Annotated in this window: 18 protein-coding genes; 10 read left to right on the forward strand and 8 right to left on the reverse strand. The window is 73.3% G+C overall.

Annotated elements, in window-relative coordinates; genetic code table 11:
* Positions 1–25: 25 nt before the first annotated feature.
* The 6 genes from ACSHV8_RS14765 to ACSHV8_RS14790 are packed head-to-tail and all read left to right on the forward strand — an operon-like array spanning position 26 to position 10,728.
* The gene (locus ACSHV8_RS14765) at positions 26–2,644 is read left to right on the forward strand and encodes a lantibiotic dehydratase (RefSeq protein ID WP_436533328.1); all 2,619 of its coding nucleotides are present in this window, start codon (positions 26–28) and stop codon (positions 2,642–2,644) included.
* Between the two features lie 7 nt (positions 2,645–2,651).
* A complete protein-coding gene (locus ACSHV8_RS14770; protein ID WP_436533330.1) occupies positions 2,652–3,743 on the forward strand; it encodes a hypothetical protein in 1,092 nt (363 codons plus the stop codon).
* Positions 3,740–5,371: a hypothetical protein gene (locus ACSHV8_RS14775; protein WP_436533332.1), complete on the forward strand. Its 1,632-nt coding sequence runs from the start codon at positions 3,740–3,742 to the stop codon at positions 5,369–5,371. The genes ACSHV8_RS14770 and ACSHV8_RS14775 overlap by 4 nt, the downstream gene beginning before the upstream one ends.
* Entirely contained in the window at positions 5,364–7,265 is a 1,902-nt protein-coding gene (locus ACSHV8_RS14780; RefSeq protein ID WP_436533334.1) for a YcaO-like family protein, read from the forward strand. The genes ACSHV8_RS14775 and ACSHV8_RS14780 overlap by 8 nt, the downstream gene beginning before the upstream one ends.
* Positions 7,266–7,301: 36 nt before the next feature.
* The gene (locus ACSHV8_RS14785) at positions 7,302–9,833 is read left to right on the forward strand and encodes a nitroreductase family protein (protein WP_436533336.1); all 2,532 of its coding nucleotides are present in this window, start codon (positions 7,302–7,304) and stop codon (positions 9,831–9,833) included.
* A complete protein-coding gene (locus ACSHV8_RS14790; protein WP_436533338.1) occupies positions 9,799–10,728 on the forward strand; it encodes a thiopeptide-type bacteriocin biosynthesis protein in 930 nt (309 codons plus the stop codon). The genes ACSHV8_RS14785 and ACSHV8_RS14790 overlap by 35 nt, the downstream gene beginning before the upstream one ends.
* Here the strand turns inward: ACSHV8_RS14790 and ACSHV8_RS14795 are convergent.
* Positions 10,725–11,750 carry a hypothetical protein gene (locus ACSHV8_RS14795; RefSeq protein ID WP_436533340.1) on the reverse strand — a complete coding sequence of 342 codons (1,026 nt, stop codon included), beginning with the start codon at positions 11,748–11,750 and terminating at the stop codon, positions 10,725–10,727. The genes ACSHV8_RS14790 and ACSHV8_RS14795 overlap by 4 nt on opposite strands.
* Before the next feature lie 30 nt (positions 11,751–11,780).
* Positions 11,781–11,981, reverse strand: a complete 201-nt coding sequence (locus ACSHV8_RS14800; RefSeq protein ID WP_436533341.1) for a DUF6150 family protein — start codon at positions 11,979–11,981, stop codon at positions 11,781–11,783.
* Positions 11,982–12,175: 194 nt separating this feature from the next.
* Between ACSHV8_RS14800 and ACSHV8_RS14805 the strand changes: the two genes are divergently transcribed.
* Complete coding sequence (locus ACSHV8_RS14805; RefSeq protein ID WP_436533343.1) at positions 12,176–13,177, forward strand: helix-turn-helix domain-containing protein; 1,002 nt, start codon at positions 12,176–12,178, stop codon at positions 13,175–13,177.
* A 53-nt stretch (positions 13,178–13,230) separates the two neighbouring features.
* On the opposite strand, the gene ACSHV8_RS14810 is transcribed toward ACSHV8_RS14805, so the two are convergent.
* On the reverse strand, positions 13,231–13,866 hold the full coding sequence (locus ACSHV8_RS14810; protein ID WP_436533344.1) for a TetR/AcrR family transcriptional regulator: 636 nt from the start codon (positions 13,864–13,866) through the stop codon (positions 13,231–13,233).
* Between the two features lie 82 nt (positions 13,867–13,948).
* On the opposite strand from ACSHV8_RS14810, the gene ACSHV8_RS14815 reads away from it, so the two are divergent.
* Positions 13,949–15,031 (forward strand): FAD-dependent oxidoreductase, encoded by a 1,083-nt coding sequence (locus ACSHV8_RS14815; RefSeq protein ID WP_436533346.1) that lies wholly within the window; start codon positions 13,949–13,951, stop codon positions 15,029–15,031.
* Between the two features lie 94 nt (positions 15,032–15,125).
* Complete coding sequence (locus ACSHV8_RS14820; RefSeq protein ID WP_436533348.1) at positions 15,126–16,049, forward strand: hypothetical protein; 924 nt, start codon at positions 15,126–15,128, stop codon at positions 16,047–16,049.
* A gap of 294 nt (positions 16,050–16,343) precedes the next feature.
* On the opposite strand, the gene ACSHV8_RS14825 is transcribed toward ACSHV8_RS14820, so the two are convergent.
* The 3 genes from ACSHV8_RS14825 to ACSHV8_RS14835 all read right to left on the reverse strand — a co-directional run bounded on the left by ACSHV8_RS14825 (position 16,344) and on the right by ACSHV8_RS14835 (position 20,036).
* Positions 16,344–17,996 carry an MDR family MFS transporter gene (locus ACSHV8_RS14825; protein ID WP_436533350.1) on the reverse strand — a complete coding sequence of 551 codons (1,653 nt, stop codon included), beginning with the start codon at positions 17,994–17,996 and terminating at the stop codon, positions 16,344–16,346.
* Positions 17,993–18,460 carry a MarR family winged helix-turn-helix transcriptional regulator gene (locus tag ACSHV8_RS14830; protein WP_436533352.1) on the reverse strand — a complete coding sequence of 156 codons (468 nt, stop codon included), beginning with the start codon at positions 18,458–18,460 and terminating at the stop codon, positions 17,993–17,995. The genes ACSHV8_RS14825 and ACSHV8_RS14830 overlap by 4 nt, the downstream gene beginning before the upstream one ends.
* A gap of 163 nt (positions 18,461–18,623) precedes the next feature.
* Complete coding sequence (locus tag ACSHV8_RS14835) at positions 18,624–20,036, reverse strand: diguanylate cyclase (protein WP_436533354.1); 1,413 nt, start codon at positions 20,034–20,036, stop codon at positions 18,624–18,626.
* 125 nt (positions 20,037–20,161) lie between these two features.
* Here ACSHV8_RS14835 and ACSHV8_RS14840 point away from each other — a divergent pair, with 125 nt between their 5' ends.
* Positions 20,162–20,722 (forward strand): hypothetical protein, encoded by a 561-nt coding sequence (locus ACSHV8_RS14840; RefSeq protein WP_436533356.1) that lies wholly within the window; start codon positions 20,162–20,164, stop codon positions 20,720–20,722.
* On the opposite strand, the gene ACSHV8_RS14845 is transcribed toward ACSHV8_RS14840, so the two are convergent.
* Positions 20,723–21,901, reverse strand: coding sequence for an ABC transporter permease (locus ACSHV8_RS14845; RefSeq protein ID WP_436533358.1), 1,179 nt, complete (start codon positions 21,899–21,901; stop codon positions 20,723–20,725).
* A complete protein-coding gene (locus ACSHV8_RS14850) occupies positions 21,898–22,527 on the reverse strand; it encodes an ABC transporter ATP-binding protein (protein WP_436536772.1) in 630 nt (209 codons plus the stop codon). Before ACSHV8_RS14850 ends, ACSHV8_RS14845 begins: the two co-directional genes overlap by 4 nt.
* Between the last annotated feature and the right edge of the window lie 15 nt (positions 22,528–22,542).

Here is a 22,542-nt window from a genome sequence, read left to right on the forward strand (position 1 = left end):
CCCGAGCCCGGTCCGGAGGAAGCAGATGTCATCATCGACGATGAGCGCGGCGACCGCCCCGGCGTGGACCGGGCAGCGCGTCGAGGTCGCGCCGTATGCCCTGATCCGCCTCTCCGGCCTGCCCAGCCCGACGGCCCCGGCCGCCGCCCGGCGCTTCGGCGAGCTGGCCGAGGCACTGATCGCCCGGGAACGTGACCTCCGCGCCCTCGCCGAGTCGCTCGGGCAGCGATTGCACGACAGCCGCGACCAGCACGAACTGCGTTTCCACCGCTCGGTGGTGCTGCCACTGCGCCGGGACGTGCACAACGGCCGCCGACCGGCCCCGGCCCTGCGCGCTGCCCTCGGCGACCTGCCCGACCGGCTGCCCGGGCTGGACACCTGGCTGCACCTCGCCGACCAGCGGGAACTCCTGCGGCAGCGGCTCGCCGACCACACCGCCGCCGCGCTGGCCGCCGAACGGGCCGTCCTGGCCGGGTTGTGCGCGGCCGAGCCGCTGCGCCGGGCCGTCGCGCTGTCCAGCGCCGCCCTGCTGTCCGGCCTGGACCGGGCCGCGGCGGCCGGCAGCACCCCGGACGCGCGGGCCCGCAAGGCCGAACCCAAGATCCTCCGGTACGCCCTGCGCGCCACCACCAAGACCAGCCCGTGGTCGTGGTTCACCACGGTGGGCTGGGGCGTCTGGGACGAGCACGACGACGTTCTGGACCAGACCCCGGCCCACCCGAGCACGGCGGTCAACCGGGTCCTCACCGCCGCCCTGGACAAGGCACTGCTGGCCCGGCCGGAGATCCGCGGGCGGCTGACGTTCCGGCTGGCCCCGGCCCTCACCGTCGCCGGACAGGAGATCGGCTTCCGGCGCGACGACCCGTCCATCAGTACGATCGTGCTGGTCCACGAACAGCAGGTCCGTCTGCCCCGTACCCGCGCGCTCGACCTGGTGATCGCCGAGGTGCGCGCGGCCGGGCCGGCCGGTCGCACCGCCGGACAGCTGGCCGCCGCGCTCGCCGGCCGGCTGACCGGATCCGATCGCGGTGCCGCGGCGCTCACGTTCGTCGACCGCCTGGTGACCGAGCAGATGCTGGTGCCGATCCCACCGGCCGACCCGCAGACCGCCGACCCACTGCCCGCCGTCTCCGCACTGCTGGCCGACGCCGGGTACCCGAGCCTGACCGAGACCCTGGCGACGATCCGGAGCGCCGGCGCCGAGTTCGCCGACCTGCCCTCGGACCGGAGACCGGGAGCGCTGCGGGACCTGAACACGGCCTGGACCAGCGTTTTCAGCCACGTCGGGGCGGCACCGCCGGAGGTTCCGGCGATCCGCGAGGACGTCACCTTCCCCCACCCGCGCCGCCTGGGCCGCCGGGCCGGCCGCGACCTGCGCGACGACCTGGTCCGCCTCGCGCCGCTGGTGGAGCTCTTCGATATCGGCCCGGTGCTGCGCTCCCTGCTGCGCCGCCGGGTCGTCGACCGGTACGGTCCCGGCGGCCGCTGCCCGGTGACCGAGGTCGTCGCCGACGGCAGCCGGCTCTGGTCGGCCGCCGCCGGCATCGAACCGGACGGCACCCTCGGACCGGCCGACGACGACTGGCCACTGCCGCCCGAGCTGCGGGAACTCGCCGAGCTCCGGCGCGTGATCACTTCCGCGGCCCGCACCGGGCCCCGCCGCGACGACGAGGTCCGGTTGACCGACACGCTGCTCGACCGGGCGGCCGCGGCGCTGCCGGAGTGGCTGCTGCACCGGCCCGGATCGCACTCGTTCTTCGTGCAGCCGTACGAGATCACCGGCGGGACGACCGGCTGGTGCCTCAACCGGATCGGCGACGGCTGGGGCCGCTACACCAGCCGTTTCCTGACCGCCCTGGACCCGCGTCTGGCCGGCGCGGTTACCGACCAGGTCCGGCGGCACAGCGCGGCGACGCCGGTGCAGTACCGGCCGGTGTCGGCGTTCAACGCCAACCTGCACCCAATGCTGACCGCCGAGGAGGCCGGCGAGGACCCGGCCTGGTCGTCACTGCCGATCGAGGACCTGGAACTGGTCCACGAGCCGGAGAACAACGCGCTGCGGCTGCGGGTCGCGGCCACCGGCCGGCCGATCGACCTGCTCTACCTCGGCTTCCTGCTGCAGCCCGGACTGCCGGACCGGGCCGCGCCGCTCTACCTGGACCTGGGCGGCAGCAATGCCGTACTCGGGCATCTCGCCCCGACCGAACCGGTCGAGGTGGACGGCCGGATCGTGCACCGCCGGTCCCGGCTCGGCTACCGCGACCTGACCCTGGTCCGCGGCAGCTGGCTGCTCGACGCGGCAACCGTCGCCGCGCTGCGCGACGACCTGCTGCGCGACGGCGACGTGCCGGTCGCCGCGGCCGCGCGCTGGGCCGCCGCCCTGAACCTGCCCCGGGCCGTGTTCGTCTCCGGCGCCGGCGGTGACCTGCTCACCGACCCGCAGGCGTTGCGGGCCTACTTCCAGGACCCGAAACCCCAGTTCTTCGACCTGGGCAGTGCCCTGCACCTGCGCTGCCTGGCCAAGACACTCGGCCAGTTCACCGGCGGGATCCGGCTGGAGGAGGCGCTGCCCGTGCCCGGCACCGGGCCGACCGGCCGGCGGGCGGCCGAATTCGTCGTCGAGACCTACCGGACGAGGAGGTGAGACGACGATGACCGACACGGTTCGCGACGTCGTCTGCCACTACTACGACCCCGTCAAAGCACCGCTGCTGCGCGGGGCCGTGCTGCCCGGGCTGCGCGCCGTCGTACCCGAAGCGGTGTCGGCGCACCTGGAACGCGGCTGGCGGCACGGACCGCACCTGCGGATCCGGCTCAGCGGCCCGGCCCGGCCGGTCGAGACGGCCGCGGACCGCCTGGCCGGACGGGTCCGCGCGTATCTGTCCGAGCATCCGTCGCGGACCCGGCTGAGCGAAGAGGACCTGCTCACGGCCTCGATCGCGGCCGGGCGGGCCGAGCTGGTGGCGCCGCCCTACGAACCGTTCCGGCCGGACAACACCGTCCTGGTCGTGGCCTCGGACCCGTCCCCGGTCCGGGCGCTCGTGCTCGCCGCCGGGACCGACGCCGTCGAGGCCACCCTGGACCGGACCGCCGAGGACGGCGACGACCCGGCCGCCCGGGTCCGGGCCGCCGTCGTCGCGCTCACCGCGGTCGCGGCCGGCGGGCCGTGGGGGCTGCGCGGGAACTACCTGTCGTATCTGTCGCACGTCGAGGCCTACCTCTGGCACGAGGATCCGGACGGGCGGATCCGCGCCCTGCACGACCGGGTCTGGCGCCGGCAGGCCGACCCGGTCACCGCACTGGTGAGCCGGCTCGGCGGCCTCGGACCCGACCCGGCCGGCGCCCCCGGCCCGGCCGAGGCGGGCTGGCACGACTGGGGCGTGCGGGCCCGGCGCGCCGCCACCGCCGCCCGCGACCGCGGCGACCTGCGGTCCACGACCGGCGAGGACCTGGCCCGCCGCGCGCTCGCCCTCGACGCACCGGCCCTGCGCCGCTGGCACGACCCGGGCACGGTGAGCGACTTCCACCGGAGCATCGGACTGCGCGAACGGGACCCGGGGGAGCAGCGGCTCTTCGACGTCGAACGGTTCTGCGCCAACATGCTCTACCTGCTGCTGGCCGTCTGCGACATCACCCCGGCCGAGCGCTACCTGGCGTCCGCGCTGGTCTGCGCGGCGACCGAACGGATCACCGGCCGGACCTGGCGGGACGTGGCCGGTCCGGACCCGCGGAGCCGGCGGTGACCGGCACCGTGCTGCGCCTGCGCCACGCCGTGCAGGCCTCGCCGACGGCGGCCGGCCTGCACGTGCGCGGCTGGATGAACGCGTTCACCGCCGACGGCGGCGCCGACCTGTGGCGGCTGTGGCAGCGCCTCGAACCGGCCCTGCGCAGCGGCATCGCCGTGGACCGGCTCGACCGGCTGACCACCCGCCCGCGGACCCGCGTGGTCCTGCGCGCGCTGATCGACGCCCTGCGCGAGCACGACATGACCCTGGACCTGCAGCCGGCCCTGGCCTACGCCCACCAACCGGCGCCCCCGGCGGTCGCCGCCTGGCTGGAACAGCTCACCGCCGACCCGGCCGCGGCCTGGCACCGCCTGGCCGGCCGGACGGTGACCGTGACCGGCACCGGCCCGGTCGCCGACGCGGCCGTCGCCGCGCTCACCGCCACCGGCCTGCCGGTGACCGTGCGGCCGGACACCGAGGACACCCGGATGGTCGGCGTCACCGCCGGCCGGCACGTCACCGTCGTGGCCGGCCTCGGCGACGGGGCCGGGTTCGTGACCGAGCCGACCCCGGTCGCGGACGCCGCCCAGCTCGCCGCCCGGATCGCCGGGCGACTGAAACTGATCACCGCGCGCCGGGTGCCGGCCGGGCCGATGCCGGCGATCCTCGGCGCCGCCGCCGCGCACCGGCTGATCTGCCACTCGGCCGGCCTGAACGATCCGGCCCGCTCCCGGACCAGCCCCGACGAGACCGGGCCGGACCCGTGGTCGATGGTCCTGGTGGCCCGGTCCGAACCGCTGACCACCGGATTCCACCCGTGGCTGGCCGGCGGCGGGGTCCCGGCCGGCGCCGCCGACACCCTCGAGGACGCGCTGCACCGGCTCGACGCGCTGTGCGACCCGGAACTCGGCATGCTGCCCGCGGCCGAGACGGGCACGCTGCCGCAGGTGCCGATGTCGCTGGCCCGGTCCGGCGCCGAGGTGGGCCTCGGCGTCACCCTGGGCGCGGCCCGGCTGGACGCCACCCTGCGGGCGGCCGAACGCCGGCTCGACCCGTCCGGCACCGGCCGGCTGGCCGTCGGCGCCGACACCACCCAGGCCGAAGGCATCCTGCTGCGCCGGGAACTGCTCGACCGGACACCGGCCGGGCCGGCCCGCAACGACCCGTCGTGGGAAACGCATCCGACCGCCCGGCGCTGGCTGCGGACCGTACGGGATCGCTTCGGGGTTGACGTGGAGTGCGTGGTGGCCCCAATCGTGCCCGGCGTCTGGACCGCGACCGTCACCGACCGGCGCGACGTGCTCGGCCGCGCGGTCGAGGCCACCCCCGGCGACGCGGCCGCCTTCGCCCTCCTGCACGCCGTCGCGGCCGCCCAGACCGACCTGCCCTCGGCGGCGACCGGGCCGTTGACCTGCTGCGGAGCGGTCGCCCCGGCCCGCCCGTTCGCCGACGCGGACTGGATGAGCGGTCCGTGGACCTGGCCCGGCACCCGCCCGGCCGAGCGGGAGCTGCAACGCGCCCTGCGCCGCCTGATCGCCCCCGAACGGCACCCCCGGCCGGTGACCCGGCGCCACGCCGGTGACCTCGGCGACGCCCTGCACGCGGCCGGTTTCGTGATCCGGCGGACGAGAGGCCACCATGACTGAGGACACGATGCTGGCGGTCGCGCTGCGGGCCGCCCTGGGATCCCGGCTCAACGCCCAGGTGTGCACCGGCGACCCGGCCGTCTTCGAGCGCGGCCGGCCCGCCGTGATCGTCCTGCCCGACTGGACCCCGCGCTCGCTGGCCCGCCTGGGCGATCGGGCCGTGGCCGCCGGGACCACCCTGGTCACCGTCCGGCACGACGGTGCGGTCACCCTGCTCGGGCCGGTGATGGGCCCGGGGCTGGACGGCTGCCTGGCCTGCGCCGAGGACGCCCGCCGGGCCGCGCTCGACCTGCCCGGCGAGCCGGCCGGGCTGACGTTCGGCGGGGCGCCCGCACCGGTGTCCACCCCGGTGATCGTCGAACTGATCGTCGAGGCGCTGCGCGCACCCGCGGCGGCCGCCCGGACCATGTGGATGGTCCGGGCCGGCGACGCCACCGTCTCGGTCCACCGGCCGGGCCACGGGCCGCACTGCGCGGCCGGTGGCCCCCCGCCGGACGAGGCTGCCGGGGCCGGATTCCGCCCCCGGCCCCGGCCCGTACCCGGCCCCGAGCTGCGCCAGCCCAACCCGCGCACCGGCGTCGACCGGCTGCGGGCGGCGCTCGTCGACCGGGTCCTGGGGCCGGTCGTGGCGCTCGACCCGATCGACGGGATGCCGCTGCCGCTGGCGACCGCCACCATCCTGGCCGGCGCCGGCCGCGAGTCCGGCCACGGCCGCGGTGTCACCCCCGACCAGGCCGAACGGGTCGCGCTGCTGGAAGCCGTGGAACGGCGGCTGGCCATGCGCCCGCACCGGCGCCGGACCGTGCTGCGGGCCGCGTTCGACGAGCTCGGGCCCGACCGGGCGCTCGACCCGGCCGCCACCGGCCTGCCCGATCCGGTCTACGACCACCACCCGGCCTCGCTGGTCACGCCGTACCGGCCGGAACTGCCCACCACTTGGGTGCACGGCTGGTCGATGACCCGGCGGCAGACCCTGGCCGTGCCCGAGCACATGGCCTACTACGGCATCGCCGCGACCCCGGCCGCGCCGCACTTCGTCGACCCCAACTCCAACGGGTGCGGACTGGGCAACAGCCTGGAAGAGGCGATCCTGTACGGGCTGTGCGAGGTGCTCGAACGCGACGCGTTCCTGATGGCCTGGTACGCGACCACCCCGTTGCCGCGGGTGGCCGTGCCGGCCGGCGACCCGATCACCCCGCACCTGCTCGACCGGCTCGACGAGCTCGACTACGAGCTGCGGTTCTTCTCGGCCACCAACGATCTCGCCCTGCCCGTCGTCATCGCCCTGGCGACGCAGCGCGACCCGGACTCGCCGGCGCCGCACGCCTACTTCGCCGCGGCCGCCCACCCGGACCCGCGGGCCGCGATCCGGGCCGCCGCGGTCGAGATCGCGGTCGGGGTGTACGCCGCCGCCGGCCTCACCGGGCGCCACCCGCGGCGCCTGGGCCGGGAACGGGCGCTGCGCATGCTGGCCGACCCGGCCGAGGTCCGCGACATCGACGACCACGTCGCCCTGCACGCCGTCCCCGAGGCCCGCACCCGGTACGAGTTCCTGCTGCACGACGAGCAGCCCCGGCCGTGGACGCGGGTGTGGCCGGGCGCCGGCGACCCGGGCCGCGACGTCACCGACGTGCTGACCGGCGTCGTCGACCGGCTGGCGGCCGAGGGGCTGGACACCGTCGTCGTCGACCAGACCGACCCGGGCCTGCGCGACCGTCTCGGCCTGCACGCGGCCCGGGTGATCGTGCCGGGCACGCTGCCGATGACGTTCGGGCACGTCCACCGGCGGACCCGCGGCCTGCCCCGGCTGCTGGAGGTGCCGCACCGCCTGGGCCGGGCGCCGGCCGTCCTCGACCACGACCGGCTCGCCCTGCACCCGCACCCGTTCCCCTGACCGGGCCCGCCCACCGAACCAGCCCGTGGAGTGACCATGTCCGACATCACCAGACCGATCCTCGACTGGCGGCCGCTGCTGCGCCGCGACGCCGTCCTGCACCGGGTGGACGCCGGCGCGACCCTGCGTACCGAGCGGGAGCAGGCCCGGCTGGCCGGCGCGGCCGCCTACCCGCTGCTCACCCGGCTGCGGGCCGGGCTCACCGGGGAGCGGACGGTGCGCCAGATCTGCGCCGGACTCGGCCCGGCCGAGGCCGGCACGGTGACCGGTCTGGTCGCCGAACTGGCCGGGCGCGGCCTGGTCGTCGACGTGGGCGACGCGGCCGCGGCGCGGTGGCCGGCGCAGCGCAACTACCTGGCGCACCTGGTGCCGGACCCGGGGGAGCGCGTCCGCTGGTGGCACGGCGCTTCCGTCCTGCTTCAGGGCAACGGCATCAGCCTGTACGCGGCGGCGACCGCGCTGCTGGCCAACGGCGCCGGACGGCTGACCGTCGTCCCGGACGACGACGACTGGCCGTACCGGGACGCGCTGGCGGCATCGCAGGTCCGCATCGGGGCCACCCCGAACCTCTGGGCCGACCTGGTCGTGCACTGCGCCGACAAGGCTGAGCCGGCCGCGCTGACACCGCTGATCCGGGCGGCCCGCACGGGCGGCCCACCCCTGCTCGCGCTCGCCATGACCGGCGGCTGGGCCGTGCTCGGGCCGCTGACCGGCGCGGACGGGCCGGGCTGCTGGTGGTGCGTCCACGAGCGGCTGGCCCGGAGCGGCGAGGTGGGCGCGGCCGGGACGCCGACGCCGCTGGTCGCCCGGATGCTCGGCGGTGCGGTCGCGTTCGCCGCGTTCCGGCTGCTCACCGGGGCGGATCGGGACGAACCCCGGACCGCCACGGTGCAGCGGCTGCGGACGCTGCGTGCGGCCCGGATCGACGTCGGCGGCGGGTGTGCGGTGTGCGCCCCGGACCGCCCGCGACGGCCGGCGTCACCCTGGCCGCCGCCCGAGGCCGCGCCGGTGATCCGGGACGTGGAGAGCCGGCCCGGCGAGTCGTCGGGCGACGTCGGCCAGTACGCGGCGGCCGCCCACCGGCTCGTCGACCGGGCCCTGGCCCCGGAGGACTACGTCACGGACTGGGGCGACCGGCCGCCGCTGTTCCCGACCTATCCGGGAGCGCCGCTGCGGGTGCTGCCCGACCCGGCGGACCCGGCCGAGCGGCCGTTCCCGGCGTCGACGGGCGCGGTGCTCACGCCGTACACAAGCGAGATCTTGATCTGGATGTTGCGGCGGGCCTACGGTCCGCTCGCGCGCAATCTGCGGGTCGACTACAACCACGACGGCGGGGCGCGGACCGGCTATCCGAGTGCGCTGTGGCGGCGGGGCACGGCCAGTGGTGGCGGGCTGTATCCGCTGCAGGTCTACTGGGTGGCCGGCGGGCGCGGGATCCGTCACTACGCGCCGGGTCAGCACGCGTTCGAGGAACTGGCCCGTGGTGACGCCGCGGAGCGGATCCGCGCGGCCGTGGGGTCGGCCGAGGGCTCCCACTTCCTGCTGATCAGCCTGCGGTTCTGGCGCAACGCGTTCAAGTACGCCGATCTCGGCTACCACATCGGCACCCTGGACCTGGGCGCCCTGCTGGGCAGTCTGGGCCTGCTCGCGGCCGGTGTGAGCCGGCCCTTCGAGGCGCTGCTGGACTTCGACGACGCCGCCCTGAACGACGCGCTCGGGCTGGACCCGGCCGAGGAGAGTGTCCTCGCGGTCGTGCCGCTGCCGTGGTCGGACGACGAGCCGCCGGTCGAGGTGCCGGCCGACCGGCCGCGCATCGCGCCGGCCGAGGCCTCCCGCACGGTCCTGCGGTTCGCCTGGAGCGCCCGCGTGCACCGGACGATCATGGCGGCGCGGCTGACCGGTTCTGCCCATCACTCCCCGGCGCGGGTCGGCCCGGCGGAGACCGGCCGGCCGCCCGTCGCGCTGCCCGAGCCGGCCGTCGACCCCGCCCCGGCCGGGACGCTGCTGGGGCGGCGCCGGTCGAGCTCGGGCGCGATGGTGGCGATCCCGGCGCTGCCGATGGCGACGCTCGGGGCGGTACTGCGGTGGACCGAGCGGGCGAACCCCGACCGGGGTCGCCTGACCCGGCTGTCGGTCCTGGTCAATCATGTGGACGGGCTCGAACCGGGCGGCTACCGGTACGACCCGGACGGCCATCGGCTGCACCCGGCGCTCACCGACCCGGGACCGGGATGGGCGGCCCACCTCGAACGGATCGGGCGGCGGGTCGCGAACTACACCCTGGAACAGGCGTCGGCGGTGCTGGTCGTCTCCGGGCGCGCGGACGCGGTGCTGGCCGAGCACGGGCCGCGAGGGTATCGGCTGCTCAACGCCGAGGTCGGGGCCGTGGTGCAGGCCGGTTACCTGGCCGCCGCGGCCGCCGGGATCGGCGCCGGGGCCGTGCTCAACCTGGACCATCCGTACGTCGACGGGATCCTGGAATTCGACGGTGGCGAACGGGCCGTTCTCTGCCTGCTGATCGGCGGTGAGCACGATGAGGACGCCGCCTTCGAGCACACGCTCGGCTGACCGCGGCTGGATCAGCGTCCACGTCTTCCACGCGCCCGACGAGGACCCGCTGCTGATCGGCTGCGTGGCGCCGCTGGTCCGGCGGTTGCGGGAGCAGCGGCTGATCGATCGGGCGTTCTTCGTGCGCTACTGGGTGGAAGGGCCGCACGTGCGGCTGCGGCTGCGACCGGCCGCGCGGATTCCGGCGGCCGAGGTCGAGGAACCGATGCATGCCGCACTGACGGCGTTCCTGGACCGGCATCCCGCGCCCGCCGCGGCCGACCGTCCGGCGGCGGAGCTGCTGCGGCGGACCTTCGAGGCCGAGTACGGCCCGGCGGCATGGCACGACACGTACGGCCGGAGCGGGGTGATGCCGATGAGCCCACCCAACACGTACCGGCCGGTGCCCTACGAACCGGAATACGACAGGTACGGCGGGCCGGCCGGCATCGAGCTGGCCGAATGGCACTTCGACACCTCCACCGAGGTCGTCCTGCACCTGCTGAGCGCGCGACGCCCGGACCGGCGGGCCCGGCTGGGGCTGTCCGCGCAGCTCGGACTCGCGCTCTGCCTGGCCATGCTCGGCGACGCCGGCCGGACGGCGGTGTTCCTGGGCCGCTACCGGGACTTCTGGGAAGAGTTCAGCGGGGCCGGGCCGGCGCTGCGGGCCGCGTATCGCGACGACCAGGCGGCGACGCTGCGCCCGGTGGTCGAGCGGGTCCTGGCCGCGTCCCGGGAGGCGGCGCCGGTCTCGGCCTGGGTGCGGCACTGCCGGCTGCTGCGGGAACGGGCTGTCACGATCGGCGACGCCGCCATGCTGACACACTCCTACCTGCACATGACCAACAACCGGCTGGGCGTGACCGTCGCCGAGGAGGCCTACCTCGCCCATCTGATGCTGGACGCGCTGAGTTAATGCGGCTCCTCTCGCACGGTGAGGAGATACGGGCTGTCCCAGTTGCTGGTGGCCGTGAGGTTCAGCCGTCGGCGCGGTTCACCGTCCGGCTTGTAGTAGCAATGCTGACTCATCGCCGCGCCCACCTTGACCACCGAGACGGCCGGGAACGGGTCACAACGCAGCGACGGCCCGCCGTAGATGTGCGAGACGTTCAGCCGGGCGGTCTCCCGGGTGACGATCACCTCGTTCGCGGCGATCCGGTATTTCACCGAGGCGAGCGGCAGGTTGTCGCCCACGGGGGAGACCGAGGTGATCTCGACCTCGAAGGTGGCCCGCGCGCCGTCGTACTCGACCCAGCACGGGAACCTCTGCACGACCTTGATGACCCAGTCGTCACCCTGGGTGCAGCCACTCGACATCGGCGCGGATCGCTGAGCGGCGGCGAGCACCCCCTTTTCCAGCTCGTACCGCCGGTCGGGGATGAAATGGTTGATGGCCGGGGTGGGCGTCCAGGCCGGAGTCGGAGCCGGGCCCGGAGCGGGCGGCGCGGTCACGGGTTCGCCGGCCTCGCGGTACGGGTCGTGGTGGCCGAGGTAGCGCACGAACCACGTCGCCGCGCCGCCGCACAGCACCACTACGAGCGGCAGCACGAGCCAGGTGGCCGCCGGTATGCGGTTCTCGGTCGCTCGGCGGCGCCGGCTCTCCGCGGCGAGGAGCCCGGCCGCCACGGCGATCCCCAACGCGCCCAGGGCCACCCAGATCGCCCAGTCGACCCCCAAGGCCCAGGCGACGGCGCCGGCGACCACGGCCAGGGCGACCGGCGTGGCAGCGATCCGGTAGGCCCGCCGGTCCTGTTCCGGGAACACCCGGTACAGCGCGGTCAGACAGCCGATCGCGATGAGTTCGGCGATGGCCACCATGAAGACGTAGGTGGCGACCTCGGCCCCGGTCCGCCAGGACCGGACGAACATGAGCAGACAGAAGCTGACCATCAGCCCGGCCACGGCCACGGCCCAGCCCACTCCGAGTTTTTCTGCCACCGGTCGGTTTCCTCCCGTTCGCGGAGCCGGTCAGCGGGCCAGGTACTCCTCGCTCTCGATGTAGACGCGTTTGTCGGCGAGGCTCGGCTCGCTCACCTTGAGCACCTTCTTGTCGGCGTAACGCGACTCGGACACCACGTAGACGGACTCGTCGGCCAGGCCTCGTTCGCTGACGACGTAGACCGTCCAGTCAGCCATGTACCGTTCGCTGACGAAGAACACCTTCGGCATCTCCACTCCTAACGCATCGATCAGCTTCGTGCAATGGGCACATGCCGGGGTCCCGGGGAATCCACTCAGGCCGGTCGATTTCAGTATCCGGTGCCGTTGTCGCGACCGCCTTAGCGTCCGGTGCACAGTCCTACGCGACGAGCGCACTGCCGAGGAATGCCGCCGGAGGCGACAATGGGGATGGGAGGACATCTATGCGGACGATCTTCGACAGCAGTGCGATCCCGGTACCCGATCGGCTGGAAGCCTTCCGCAGCATGGTCGACACCTGGACGATCTCGACCGAGATCTACAGTCCGCAAGCCTCGGCCTTCACCGCCCGGTTCGGCGCGATGTCGCTCGGAACGGTGCAGGTGACCGCGCTGTCGTACACGTCGCTGAAGAGCAGTCGACCGGCCCGGCTGATCCGGCGCTCCGATCCGGAGTACTACCAGGTCGGCTTCATCCACGCCGGCGGGCAGGGCATCGATCAGCACGACCGGCGCGCGGTGCTGCGACCGGGCGACCTCGTCATCTACGACAGCTCCCATCCGTTCGAGGCGTCCGCCATCGGCGAGACGTCGCCGGCGGAATCAGTCGTGCTCCATTTTCCGCGGCACCTGCTGCCGCTGCCCGGCGCTCAGGTGGCCCGGCTCTGCGCGCGGCCGCTGCCCGGCACCAGCGGACTCGGCGGACTGCTCCGACAGTTCGTCGGCACCCTGATCGAGCAGCACGACCGGCAACCGCAGCCCACCGAGCGCGACCTGTGCCGCCTCGGCGACATCACCATCGATCTGGCCACCGCGGTCATGGCCCACCACCTCGACCAGCGGCACCCGCCGCTGCACTCGCCCTCACGCGTGCTCTACCTGCGCGTCCTCTCCTACATCGAGCAGAACCTGCAGCGCCCGGGCCTCGGACCCGCCGGTGTCGCCGACGCCCACCGGATCTCGCTCCGCTACCTGCACCGGATCTTCCAGCAGCATCATGGCTCGACCGTCAACGCGCACATCCGCACCCGGCGCCTCGAAGGCGCCCGCCGCGATCTCATCGACCCGCGGCTCGGCCACCGCACGATCGCGTCCATCGCGGCCCGCTGGGGATTCCCCCGCCCGGCGGACTTCACCCGCGCATTCCAGAAACACACCGGCCGCACACCGCGCGACTACCGCCACCCGCCCCCGGACCCGGCGGCCGGGCCGGCGGCATCGAACTGATCCGGCCGTCGTGGTCTCGCGGGTTCAGCGCGAATCGCCGGGCCGTGGCCAGATCAGGTGGCGTCGTCGAGGCCGATGTGGCGGGCCAGCAACGCCATCTGGTCGGCGAAATGCTCGACGAATTCCGGCGATCGGGGATCGGCGCCGCACAGGCCCTCGATGACGTGCGGCAACGTGGTCGTCGCCATGCACGCGGCCATCAGCATGATCTGCAGGCACACCGGGTCCAGTTCGGCCGGAAGTGTCCCGGCCTCCTGACGGGCCCGTAATTGCGTGACCGTGCTGCCGAGCATCTCGGTGCGCGTGTCCCGATCGGGGTCGTCCTCCGGGCCCGACCATTGCAGGCCGCTCCACGCGAACATCCGCACACTGTCCGGATTGCGGACGGTCTCCATCGCGTAATTGCGCAATTGTTCGGGAAGTGTCATTCCGGGCGGAGCCAATTCCTCGCGGCGCTGGGCCCACTGCTCGGACATGGCCCGGTAAAGGCCCTCCTTGCCGCCGAAATAATAGGACACCAGCTGCTGATTCACCCCCGCCCGGGACGCGATCGCCCGGGTCCGCGCGCCGGCGAAACCGTGCTCGGCGAACTCGGCGGCGGCCGCTTCCAGAATTTTCTGCCGGGTGCGCTCGGGGTCGCGCTGCCGCTCCTGCGGCGATGGTGACCTGCGCGGACGTGGTGATGTCACGACGCGATCATACGCCCGGCTGAGACAATCAAGTAATCATCTGATTGACAGTGGCATGCACACGGTTGATACCGTGCCGGGCATGACACGAGTACTGATCAGCGGGGCCGGCCTCGGCGGTCTCGCCCTCGCCCAGGCACTGCACCGGGGCGGCGTCGACGTCGCCGTCTACGAGCGGGACCCGACCCCGGCGACCCGCAACCAGGGCTATCGGCTGCACATCGACGCGAACGGGAACGCCGCCCTGCGCGCCTGCCTCCCGCCCGCGGTCCTCGACCTGGTCCGCGACACCAGCGGCGTCAACGGGGACCTGGTCGCGACCTACGGGCAGCGGCTCGAACGGTATTTCGCACAGGAGTTCCCCGGCATTCCGGAGAGCGAGATCAGCAATGTGGACCGGGACACCTTCCGCCGCGGATTACTGACCGGGGTGGAGGATCGGGTGGTGTTCGGGCGCACGATCACCGGTTATCGGATCGCCGATTCGGGACGCGTCCGCATCGAATTCGCCGAGGGGGGCACCGACGAGGGGGATCTGCTCGTGGGGGCGGACGGGGTCGGTTCCGCCGTACGCGGGCAATTGATTCCCGGTTTTGGTCCTCGCGATCTCGGCCTGCGCTGTATCTACGGCCGGATGCCGATCGACGCCGGGACCGAACCGCTCATTCCGGCCGAGTTCGACCGCGGATTCTCCTGGGTCGCCGGCGACAACGGCATCGGCGTCGGATTCGCCCCGGTCCGCTACCGTCACCGACCCGGCGGATATCTGATGATCGCGCTCGTCACCACCCCGGAAAGAATCGGCCCCGACCTGCACGGAACCGTCATCGAGGCGACGAGCAGCTGGGACCCCAGAATCAAAACCATTATCGGGTACGGCGACAGCACCTCATTCTTCCCGATCACCATCCGCGCGAGCGACCGCATCGATCCGTGGCAATCGGGCCCGGTCACGTTGCTCGGCGACGCGATCCACACCATGCCGCCGGCCGGGGGAGTGGGCGCCAACACCGCCCTGCAGGACGCCGCCACCCTCGCCGCCGAACTGCTGTCCGACAAGGATCTGCCCGGCGCCGTCGCCGCCTACGAGCGCGTCATGCTCCCGCGCGGCTTCGACACGGTCGAGAACTCGGTCCGCATGCTCGGTCAGATGGCCGGCCGATAAGGCGTGCGGGGGTTGATCTCCATCGCTATGGTGATCATCGATCGATGAGCCGGGGGCGACCGACCCGGCACGGGGAATCGAACAGGAGATCACCATGCGCACCATCCTGCGCTCGGGCGCTGTCGCGCTCGCGGCCGGAACCCTGCTCCTGGGCAGCGGAGTCGCTGCTCAGGCGGCAGCACCGGCCAGCACCGTGAGTGTCAGCGTCAACCGCCTGATCCTCAAGCCCGGAGAGTTCGGCCACACCGGCAGCATCCGGATCGTCATCAAGAACCGCACGACCGAGGTCTACGACCAGGGCGTCACGATCACCGAGCCGATCGCCCAGACGTTCGACCAGTTCACCGGCACCGGACCGTGCGCGGGCGGAGGCACGGGGCCTACCCCGGCTGCCGTCGGCTGCATGCTCGCCGAGCCGCTCCAGCCCGGCGCGAACGCCGTGATCACGGTCAGCTTCCGGTCGCCGGCCAAGCCCCAGGCGTTCCCGCAGATCGCCCCGGACCAGGGCAAGGTCGAGGTCGGCAGCGCGTCCGCGCAGTTCGACGCGGTGTTCCGGGCGACCGGCGGTGGCCTGGCCAACCCGGTCCCGTACGTGCAGGACACCACGTCCAAGCTCGTCGTGACCGCCGGCGACGCGACCCTGACCCGTCAGGAGGACGGCACCTACCGTGGCGTCACCACGGTGACCGTCCGCAACGACGGCGATGCCGCGCACGACGGCCTCGCCGGCAACATCTCGGCGCCGGCCGGGCTCAGCGGCTGGCCGGAGAACCTGCCCGACAACGTGTGCTTCCCCAGCGCGCCCACCGTGCCCGGTGGCGTCGCGGTGGACTGCCAGGTGACCGGCGGCCAGCTGGCCGAAGGGCAGGAGCGGACGTTCCAGTGGGCGTTCAACGCGTCCGAGGACGCCGTGCCGGGCCTGCTCGGCAGCGCCACCACGCGGGTGGATCTCGGCCACGGTCCGACCCAGACCGACGGCGCGAACACGGCGACCTTCACCATCACGGTCGCTGAGTAGTAACACCTGATCCGACGCGGCCGGCCCCGATCGACATGATCGGGGCCGGCCGTTCTCGGTTCAGCGGTGGATCGGGCGGCGGGAGGCCGGACGTGAGGTGCCCGGGTGCTGGCGGCGGAGGGTTCGCGGGCGGCGCACCGGCCGGGCCGGGTGATGCCGTGCGGCCCGGGCCGACGATGAGGCCGAAACTGACCGGCGGCGTCCGGGGCCAGTTGAGCAGGGCGGCAACGCCCCGGCCAGCCCCAGGGCCGGGCGCAGGCGGGCCGGCCGATGAGAGTGGGCAGGGAGCAGAGGTCAGCGCCGCGTAGCCGTGTTCTCGTCGTCCCGCGCAATGTCCACCTGATCCACCGAGGGCGCCCCGTCGATCGCGTCCGCCGCCACCGCCACGGCTTTGACCTCGGCCGGCAGGTCGAGGCTGTCCCGCAGCATCACCGGCCGCATGGCCACCGCCGCGACGATCCCGACGATCCCGATGACCGCCGAGATCAGGAAGATGTGCCCGGTGGCGTCCCCGTACGCGGCCCGGATGATGTGCACGATCGGCTCCGGCAGCGCACTCAGGTTGAGCGCGCTGGTGCCGCCCCCGCTGCCCGAGGCGGGCACGCCGGCCGCGGCCAGGTCGTGGGTGATCTGGTCGGTGACCCGCCGGGCCAGGACGGCGCCGAGCACCGAGACGCCGATGGTCCCGCCGAGCGACCGGAAGAACGCCACGGTCGAGCTGGCCGCGCCGATGTCCTTGAGGGCCACGGTGTTCTGCACCGCGAGGACCAGGTTCTGCATGGTCATGCCGACGCCGGCGCCGACCAGGAACATGCCGATCCCGACGAACCACAGCGCGGTCCGGTGATCGATGGTGGACAGCACCGCGAATCCGGCGACGAGAACAACGGCACCGGCGATGATGTACGGCTTGATCCGGCCCGTCCTGGTGATCAGGCGTCCGGAGACGACCGAGGTGACGAGCACGCCGGCCATCAGCGGAATGGTCAGCAGGCCGGCCTCGGTCGGGCTGTAGCCGCGGCCGATCTGGAAGTACTGGCCGAGGAAGACCGCGCCGCCGAACATGGCCATGCCGACCGCGAGGCTGGCCAGGATGGCCAGTGCGGTGTTGCGTTCGCGGATGATCGGCAGCGGCACGATCGGCTCGGCCGCCCGCGACTCGACCAGCACGGCCAGGCCGAGCAGCACGACGGATCCGCCGACCATGGCGAGGGTCGGCCAGGAGATCCAGGCGAACGAGCTGTCCACGAACGAGATCCAGACCAGCAGCACGCTGACGCCGGCGGCGATCAGGGTCGCGCCCAGGTAGTCGATCTTCACGTCGTCGCGGCGGACCGTCGGCAGGCGCAGCGTGGCCTGCAGCAGGGCCAGGGCGATGACGGCGACCGGGACGCCGACGAAGAAGCACCAGCGCCAGCCCAGCCAGCTGGTGTCCACGATCAGGCCGCCCAGCAGCGGGCCACCGACCGTGGCCAGGGCCATCACGCCACCGAGGTAGCCGTTGTAGCGTCCGCGCTCGCGGGGCGGGATCATCGCGGCGATCGCGACCTGGACCAGGGCCTGCAGGCCACCGACGCCGATGCCCTGGAACGCGCGGGCGGCGATCAGCTCACCCGCGTTCTGTGAGGCGCCGGCCACCGCCGATCCGATCACGAAGATGACGATCGAGATCTGGATCAGGGCTTTCTTGTTGAACAGGTCGGCCAGCTTGCCCCAGATCGGGGTGGTGGCGGTCGCGGTCAGCAGGGTGGCGGTGACGACCCAGGTGTACTGGGTCTGCGACCCGTTCAGGGCTCCGATGATCTTCGGCAGCGCGGTGGAGACGACCGTGCTGCTCAGCATGGCGACGAACAGCACCAGGAGCAGGCCGCTGAGGGCCTCCAGGGTCTGCCGGTGTGTCTTCGCCTCGCTCGCCGCGGTTGCCGCCGGTGGGGTGGGTGCGCTCATGGCGCGGCCTCCGTGGTCTCGTGAAGGGTCAGTGCGGTGTGGATGTCGGCGACGAGACGGTCGATGCCGTGCTGCAGCGCGGTGATCTCGTCCTGGCTCCAGCCGTCGAGGGCCTGGTTGACGATCTGCCCGTACCACCGCAGGGCGTCGCTGAGCGCGGCCCGCCCGGCGGCGGTGACCACCAGGGCCGTCGCGCGGCCGTCGTGCGGGTCGGCCTCGCGGGCCAGCAGGCCCTGGGTGACCAGGGCGGCGACGGCGCGGCTGACGGTGGACGGGTCGAGCCCGGCCTGCGCGGCCAGGTCACGGCTGCGGCAGCCGCTGGGCATCCGGTCGATCTCGGCCAGGATGCCGAGCAGGCCGGTGGGGATGGCCGGCTGCGCCGCGGATCGATGCTGCTTGAGCTGGCGGATGGCCTTGAGCAGATCGTGCAGGCGCATGCCGATCTCGGGCGGTGCGCCGTGCACGGGCGGAACCTTCCTGGCCGGTCAATGCTTGCTACCGCCAAGTATCGGCACAGGCTTGCTCACAGGGCAAGTTTTCTCACAGGGAAACTTTGATAACAAGACGGCGACCGTCGGGAAAAGGCCAAAACCCTAAAATCCGATAAAACGATTAGGGTACGGGCGGTCAGGCGGCGACCGCGACGCGATCGCGGCCCGCGTTCTTGGCCTGGTAGAGCAGCTGGTCGGCGAGCAGCGGCAGCCGTGCCGGGTCGGCCACGTCGGTCGGCGTGCAGGCCACCCCGACCGAGATCGTCACCGTGATGGCCTGATCGGCGGCGACCGGGATCGGCGTGGCCCGGATCGCGGTGTGCACGCGCGCCGCCACCGTCCGGGCCTCCTCCGGGCTGGTGTGCGGCAGCAGCACGGCGAACTCCTCCCCGCCGTACCGGGCCACGACGTCCTGCTGCCGGATCGCGCCGCGCAGACGCTCCCCGACCTCGCGCAGCACCCGGTCGCCCCCGTCATGCCCGTACGTGTCGTTGACGAGTTTGAAATGGTCGATGTCGAGCAGGATCACGGCGTGGTCCCGGCTGCCGGCGTGGGCGAGCGCGTCCTGGAAGTAGCGCCGGGTCCGCAACCCGGTCAGCCCGTCGGTCGTGGCCATCCGGCGCATGTCCCCGACCAGTCCGGCCAGCCGCCCGATGACCAGCAGGAACAGCACGCCGCAGGTGGCGCAGATGAGCGGGATGTGCAGGGTCGCGCCGCGCACGAACTGCACCAGCAGCGTGGCCGGGGCGAGCAGGGAGGCCAGCGCCAGCGTGGTGAGCCGGAAGTTGCCCATGTCCGGGGTCGGCACCGCGCTCGGCGCGTCCAGTTCCCGCATCGACGGGTGCATGCAGGTCAGGCCTACGACCAGGGGCGAGATGGTCCAGAGCACGACGGACAGCGCGTGCCAGCGGGTGCTGCCGGCGAGGGTGTCGAGGGTGCTGATGGTGTCCGGGACCACGGTCAGCGCGAGGTAGCCGGTGAGGCTGTAGACGGCGACCGACTTGCGCCCGGTGTCCAGCAGCAGCCGCGCGCCGAACGCGGCCAGCAGCAGGTCGCCGAGCGGGTAGGCGGCGGCGATCAGGCGAGTGGTGAGCCCGACGCCGGTGCCGCCGACGATCGGGTCGATCAGGAAGATCCACCAGAACAGCCCGGCCGAGACGGTGATGATGGCGGCGTCGATCAGGCCGGGCAGGTCCCGGCCCGGGTTGCGCCGCCGCACGATCAGCAGCAGGGTCAGCGCCCCGCCGGTGGACACGCCGAGGAAGCAGGCGTCGGCGACGGTGGCCGGATGACCGGCCAGGACACCGGCCGGGAGCAGACTGCCGACCACCGCCAGGGTCAGGCAGCCGGCCATCATCCAGGGCCAGCGCGAACCGGGCCGGTGCAGGCGGATACCCCACAGCACGGCGACCAGACCGGCCGCGACCGCCACCGCCGACACCGCGCCCATCACGGCCTCCGGGGCGCCCAGCACGGTCGCCACCACACACGTGAGGGTGATCACCGCGGAGACGGCGACATAACGGGTCCACGGGGAGTTGACTCGCATGATCCTTCCGGGGGCCGCTGGCACGTAATACAACAATCGGCGCCCGTACCGGAAAGCTGACCACTTCCAAACGACTGCTCGGAAGGCTTCCTCCTCGACCCGTAACGCGACGAGGAGAAGATTTGATGCGCAGAACGTCAGTGCTGGTGGTGGCCGTGCTCGCCCTGTCCGCGTGCAGCTCGCCCCCGGAGAGCGCCGCCCCCGAGGTGGCGACCCTGGTCAGCCCGTCGGCGGCCGCACCGTCGTCGGCGGCGTCACCGCAGTCGCAGCGACCGCGGGAGCGCCTGGACACCACGTCGGACGAGTACCTGGCCATGCTCGCGCCCTACAACAAGTGCATGGCCGAGCACGGCGGCGTCTCGAAGTCGGACCTGGCCAAGGGCGCGGTCGCCAAGCCGGCCTCGGAGCAGCAGCAGGCCAAGTTCGACGAGGCCAACCGGATCTGCGAACCGCAGTACTTCCCGCTCCCGCCGTGGGAGAAGGACCCGGCCAACCCCGACGCGAAGGACTTCGCCCGGGACGTCGTCAAGTGCCTGAAAGGCAAAGGCGTCAAGTACGTCGAGGTCAGCGACGACGGCATCAGCATCGCGCTGGGCGGCGACGACAACGACCCGAAGTCCATCTCGTTGGGCATGGACCTGATCCCCGGCTGCGAACGCAGCACCGCCGCCCAGCACAAGAAGTAGTCACACGCCGGCCAGGGCCCGCGTCGGGGTCAGCCGGGCCGCACGGACGCACGGGTAGACCCCGGCCAGCACGCCGATGACGATGGCCCCGCCGACTCCCAGCGCCGCTGACTGCGCCGGGAGCACGAGGGGCCATCGTTGCCAGCTCGCGTACCCGACCGTGGCGGCTACGCCCAGGGCGGTGCCGAGCACCCCACCGGCGGCGGCCAGCACCACCGACTCGGTCAGGAACTGGCCCCGGATCTGCCCGCGGGTGGCGCCCAGCGCGCGGCGCAGGCCGATCTCCGAGCGGCGTTCCAGGACCGAGACGACCATCGTGTTGGCCACCCCGATGCCGCCGATGACCAGCGCCACCCCGGCCAGGGCCAGGAACAGCACCGAGAAGCTGCTCTCGGTGGCGCGTTTGGCCGCCAGGGCGTCGGACGGACGGGTGACCATGACCGCGCCCGGCCGCTCGGGGGAGATCGTCTCGGCCAGCACCCCGCGTACGTCCTCGATCCGGTCCTCGTCGGCCTGCACGTACAGGACCGTGGGATGCCCGTCGAAGCCGAGCTCGGACCGGGCGACCGGCCAGCCGACCAGCACCGACCGGTCGATGTCGGGGGTCAGCGGGGTGGTGGCCAGGATGCCGACGACGGTGAACCCGCGGTCGGCGATCATGATCCGCGGGGCCGGGGCGCCGGGCGGCAGGTCGGTGACGCCGAGCCGGTCGGCCGCGACCGAACCGAGGACGACGGCCGGGAAGTTCTCGGTGGCCGGGGTCAGCCACCGGCCGGCCCGGACGCGCGCGTTGATCGTGGGGAGCAGGTCGAGACGGGCGGCCAGGGTGGTCAGTCCGGAACCGTTGCCCGCTTCGAGACGGTCGTTACGACGTACCGGGGAATGGGTGTTGGCGACCGCGCTCCCGGCCGTCACCGGGCCGATCCGGCGGACCATCTCGACCGCGGACTCCGGGAGCGGCGCCGGCGGGTTCAGGTCGGGCAGGGCCACCGCCTGCAGGGTGTTGGTGCCCAGCGCGCTCAGCCGGGCGACCAGGGCGGCCTGGCTGGAGGCGGGGATGCCGGTGACGACGATCATCGTGGCGATGCCGATCGCGATGCCCAGCGCCGACAGCGCGGCGCGGGCGGGCCGGGTCCGCAGGCCGATCAGGCCCAGGTCGAGCAGGTCGAGGGGGCTCATCGGACCAGCCGCCCGTCGCGGATCTCGATCCGGCGGGGCAGCGACGCCGCGATGTCGCGGTCGTGGGTGATCAGGGCGATGGTGCTGCCCTCCTCGTTGAGACGTCGGAGCAGTGCGAGCACGGCCTGGCCGTTGGCGGTGTCCAGGGCGCCGGTCGGCTCGTCGGCCAGGATCAGCGACGGGCGGTTGACCAGGGCGCGGGCGATGGCCACGCGTTGACGTTCGCCGCCCGAGAGTTCCTGCGGGCGGTGGCCGGCGCGGTGGCTCAGACCGACCCGGGCCAGGGATTCCAGGGCCCGCGGGCGGCGGTGGCGGCGGGGGACCCCGGCGTAGAGCAGCCCGGTGGCGACGTTCTCGGTCGCGGTCAGGCCGTCGCTCAGGTGGAACTGCTGGAAGACGAAACCGATCTCGTGGGCCCGCAGCGCCGAGAGTCGGCGGTCGCTCAGCGTGGCCACGTCCCGGCCGTTGATCAGGACCGTGCCGGTGGTCGGGCGGTCCAGGGTGCCGATGATGTTGAGCAGGGTCGACTTCCCGGAGCCGGACGGGCCGACCACGGCCACCAGTTCGCCGCGGGCGATGTCCAGGTTCACCCCGGTCAGAGCGTTGACGCCACCCGGATAGGACATTCCCGCATTGCGTAC

It is taken from the genome of Actinoplanes sp. HUAS TT8, assembly GCF_051380535.1.
Taxonomy (GTDB): Bacteria; Actinomycetota; Actinomycetes; order Mycobacteriales; family Micromonosporaceae; genus Actinoplanes.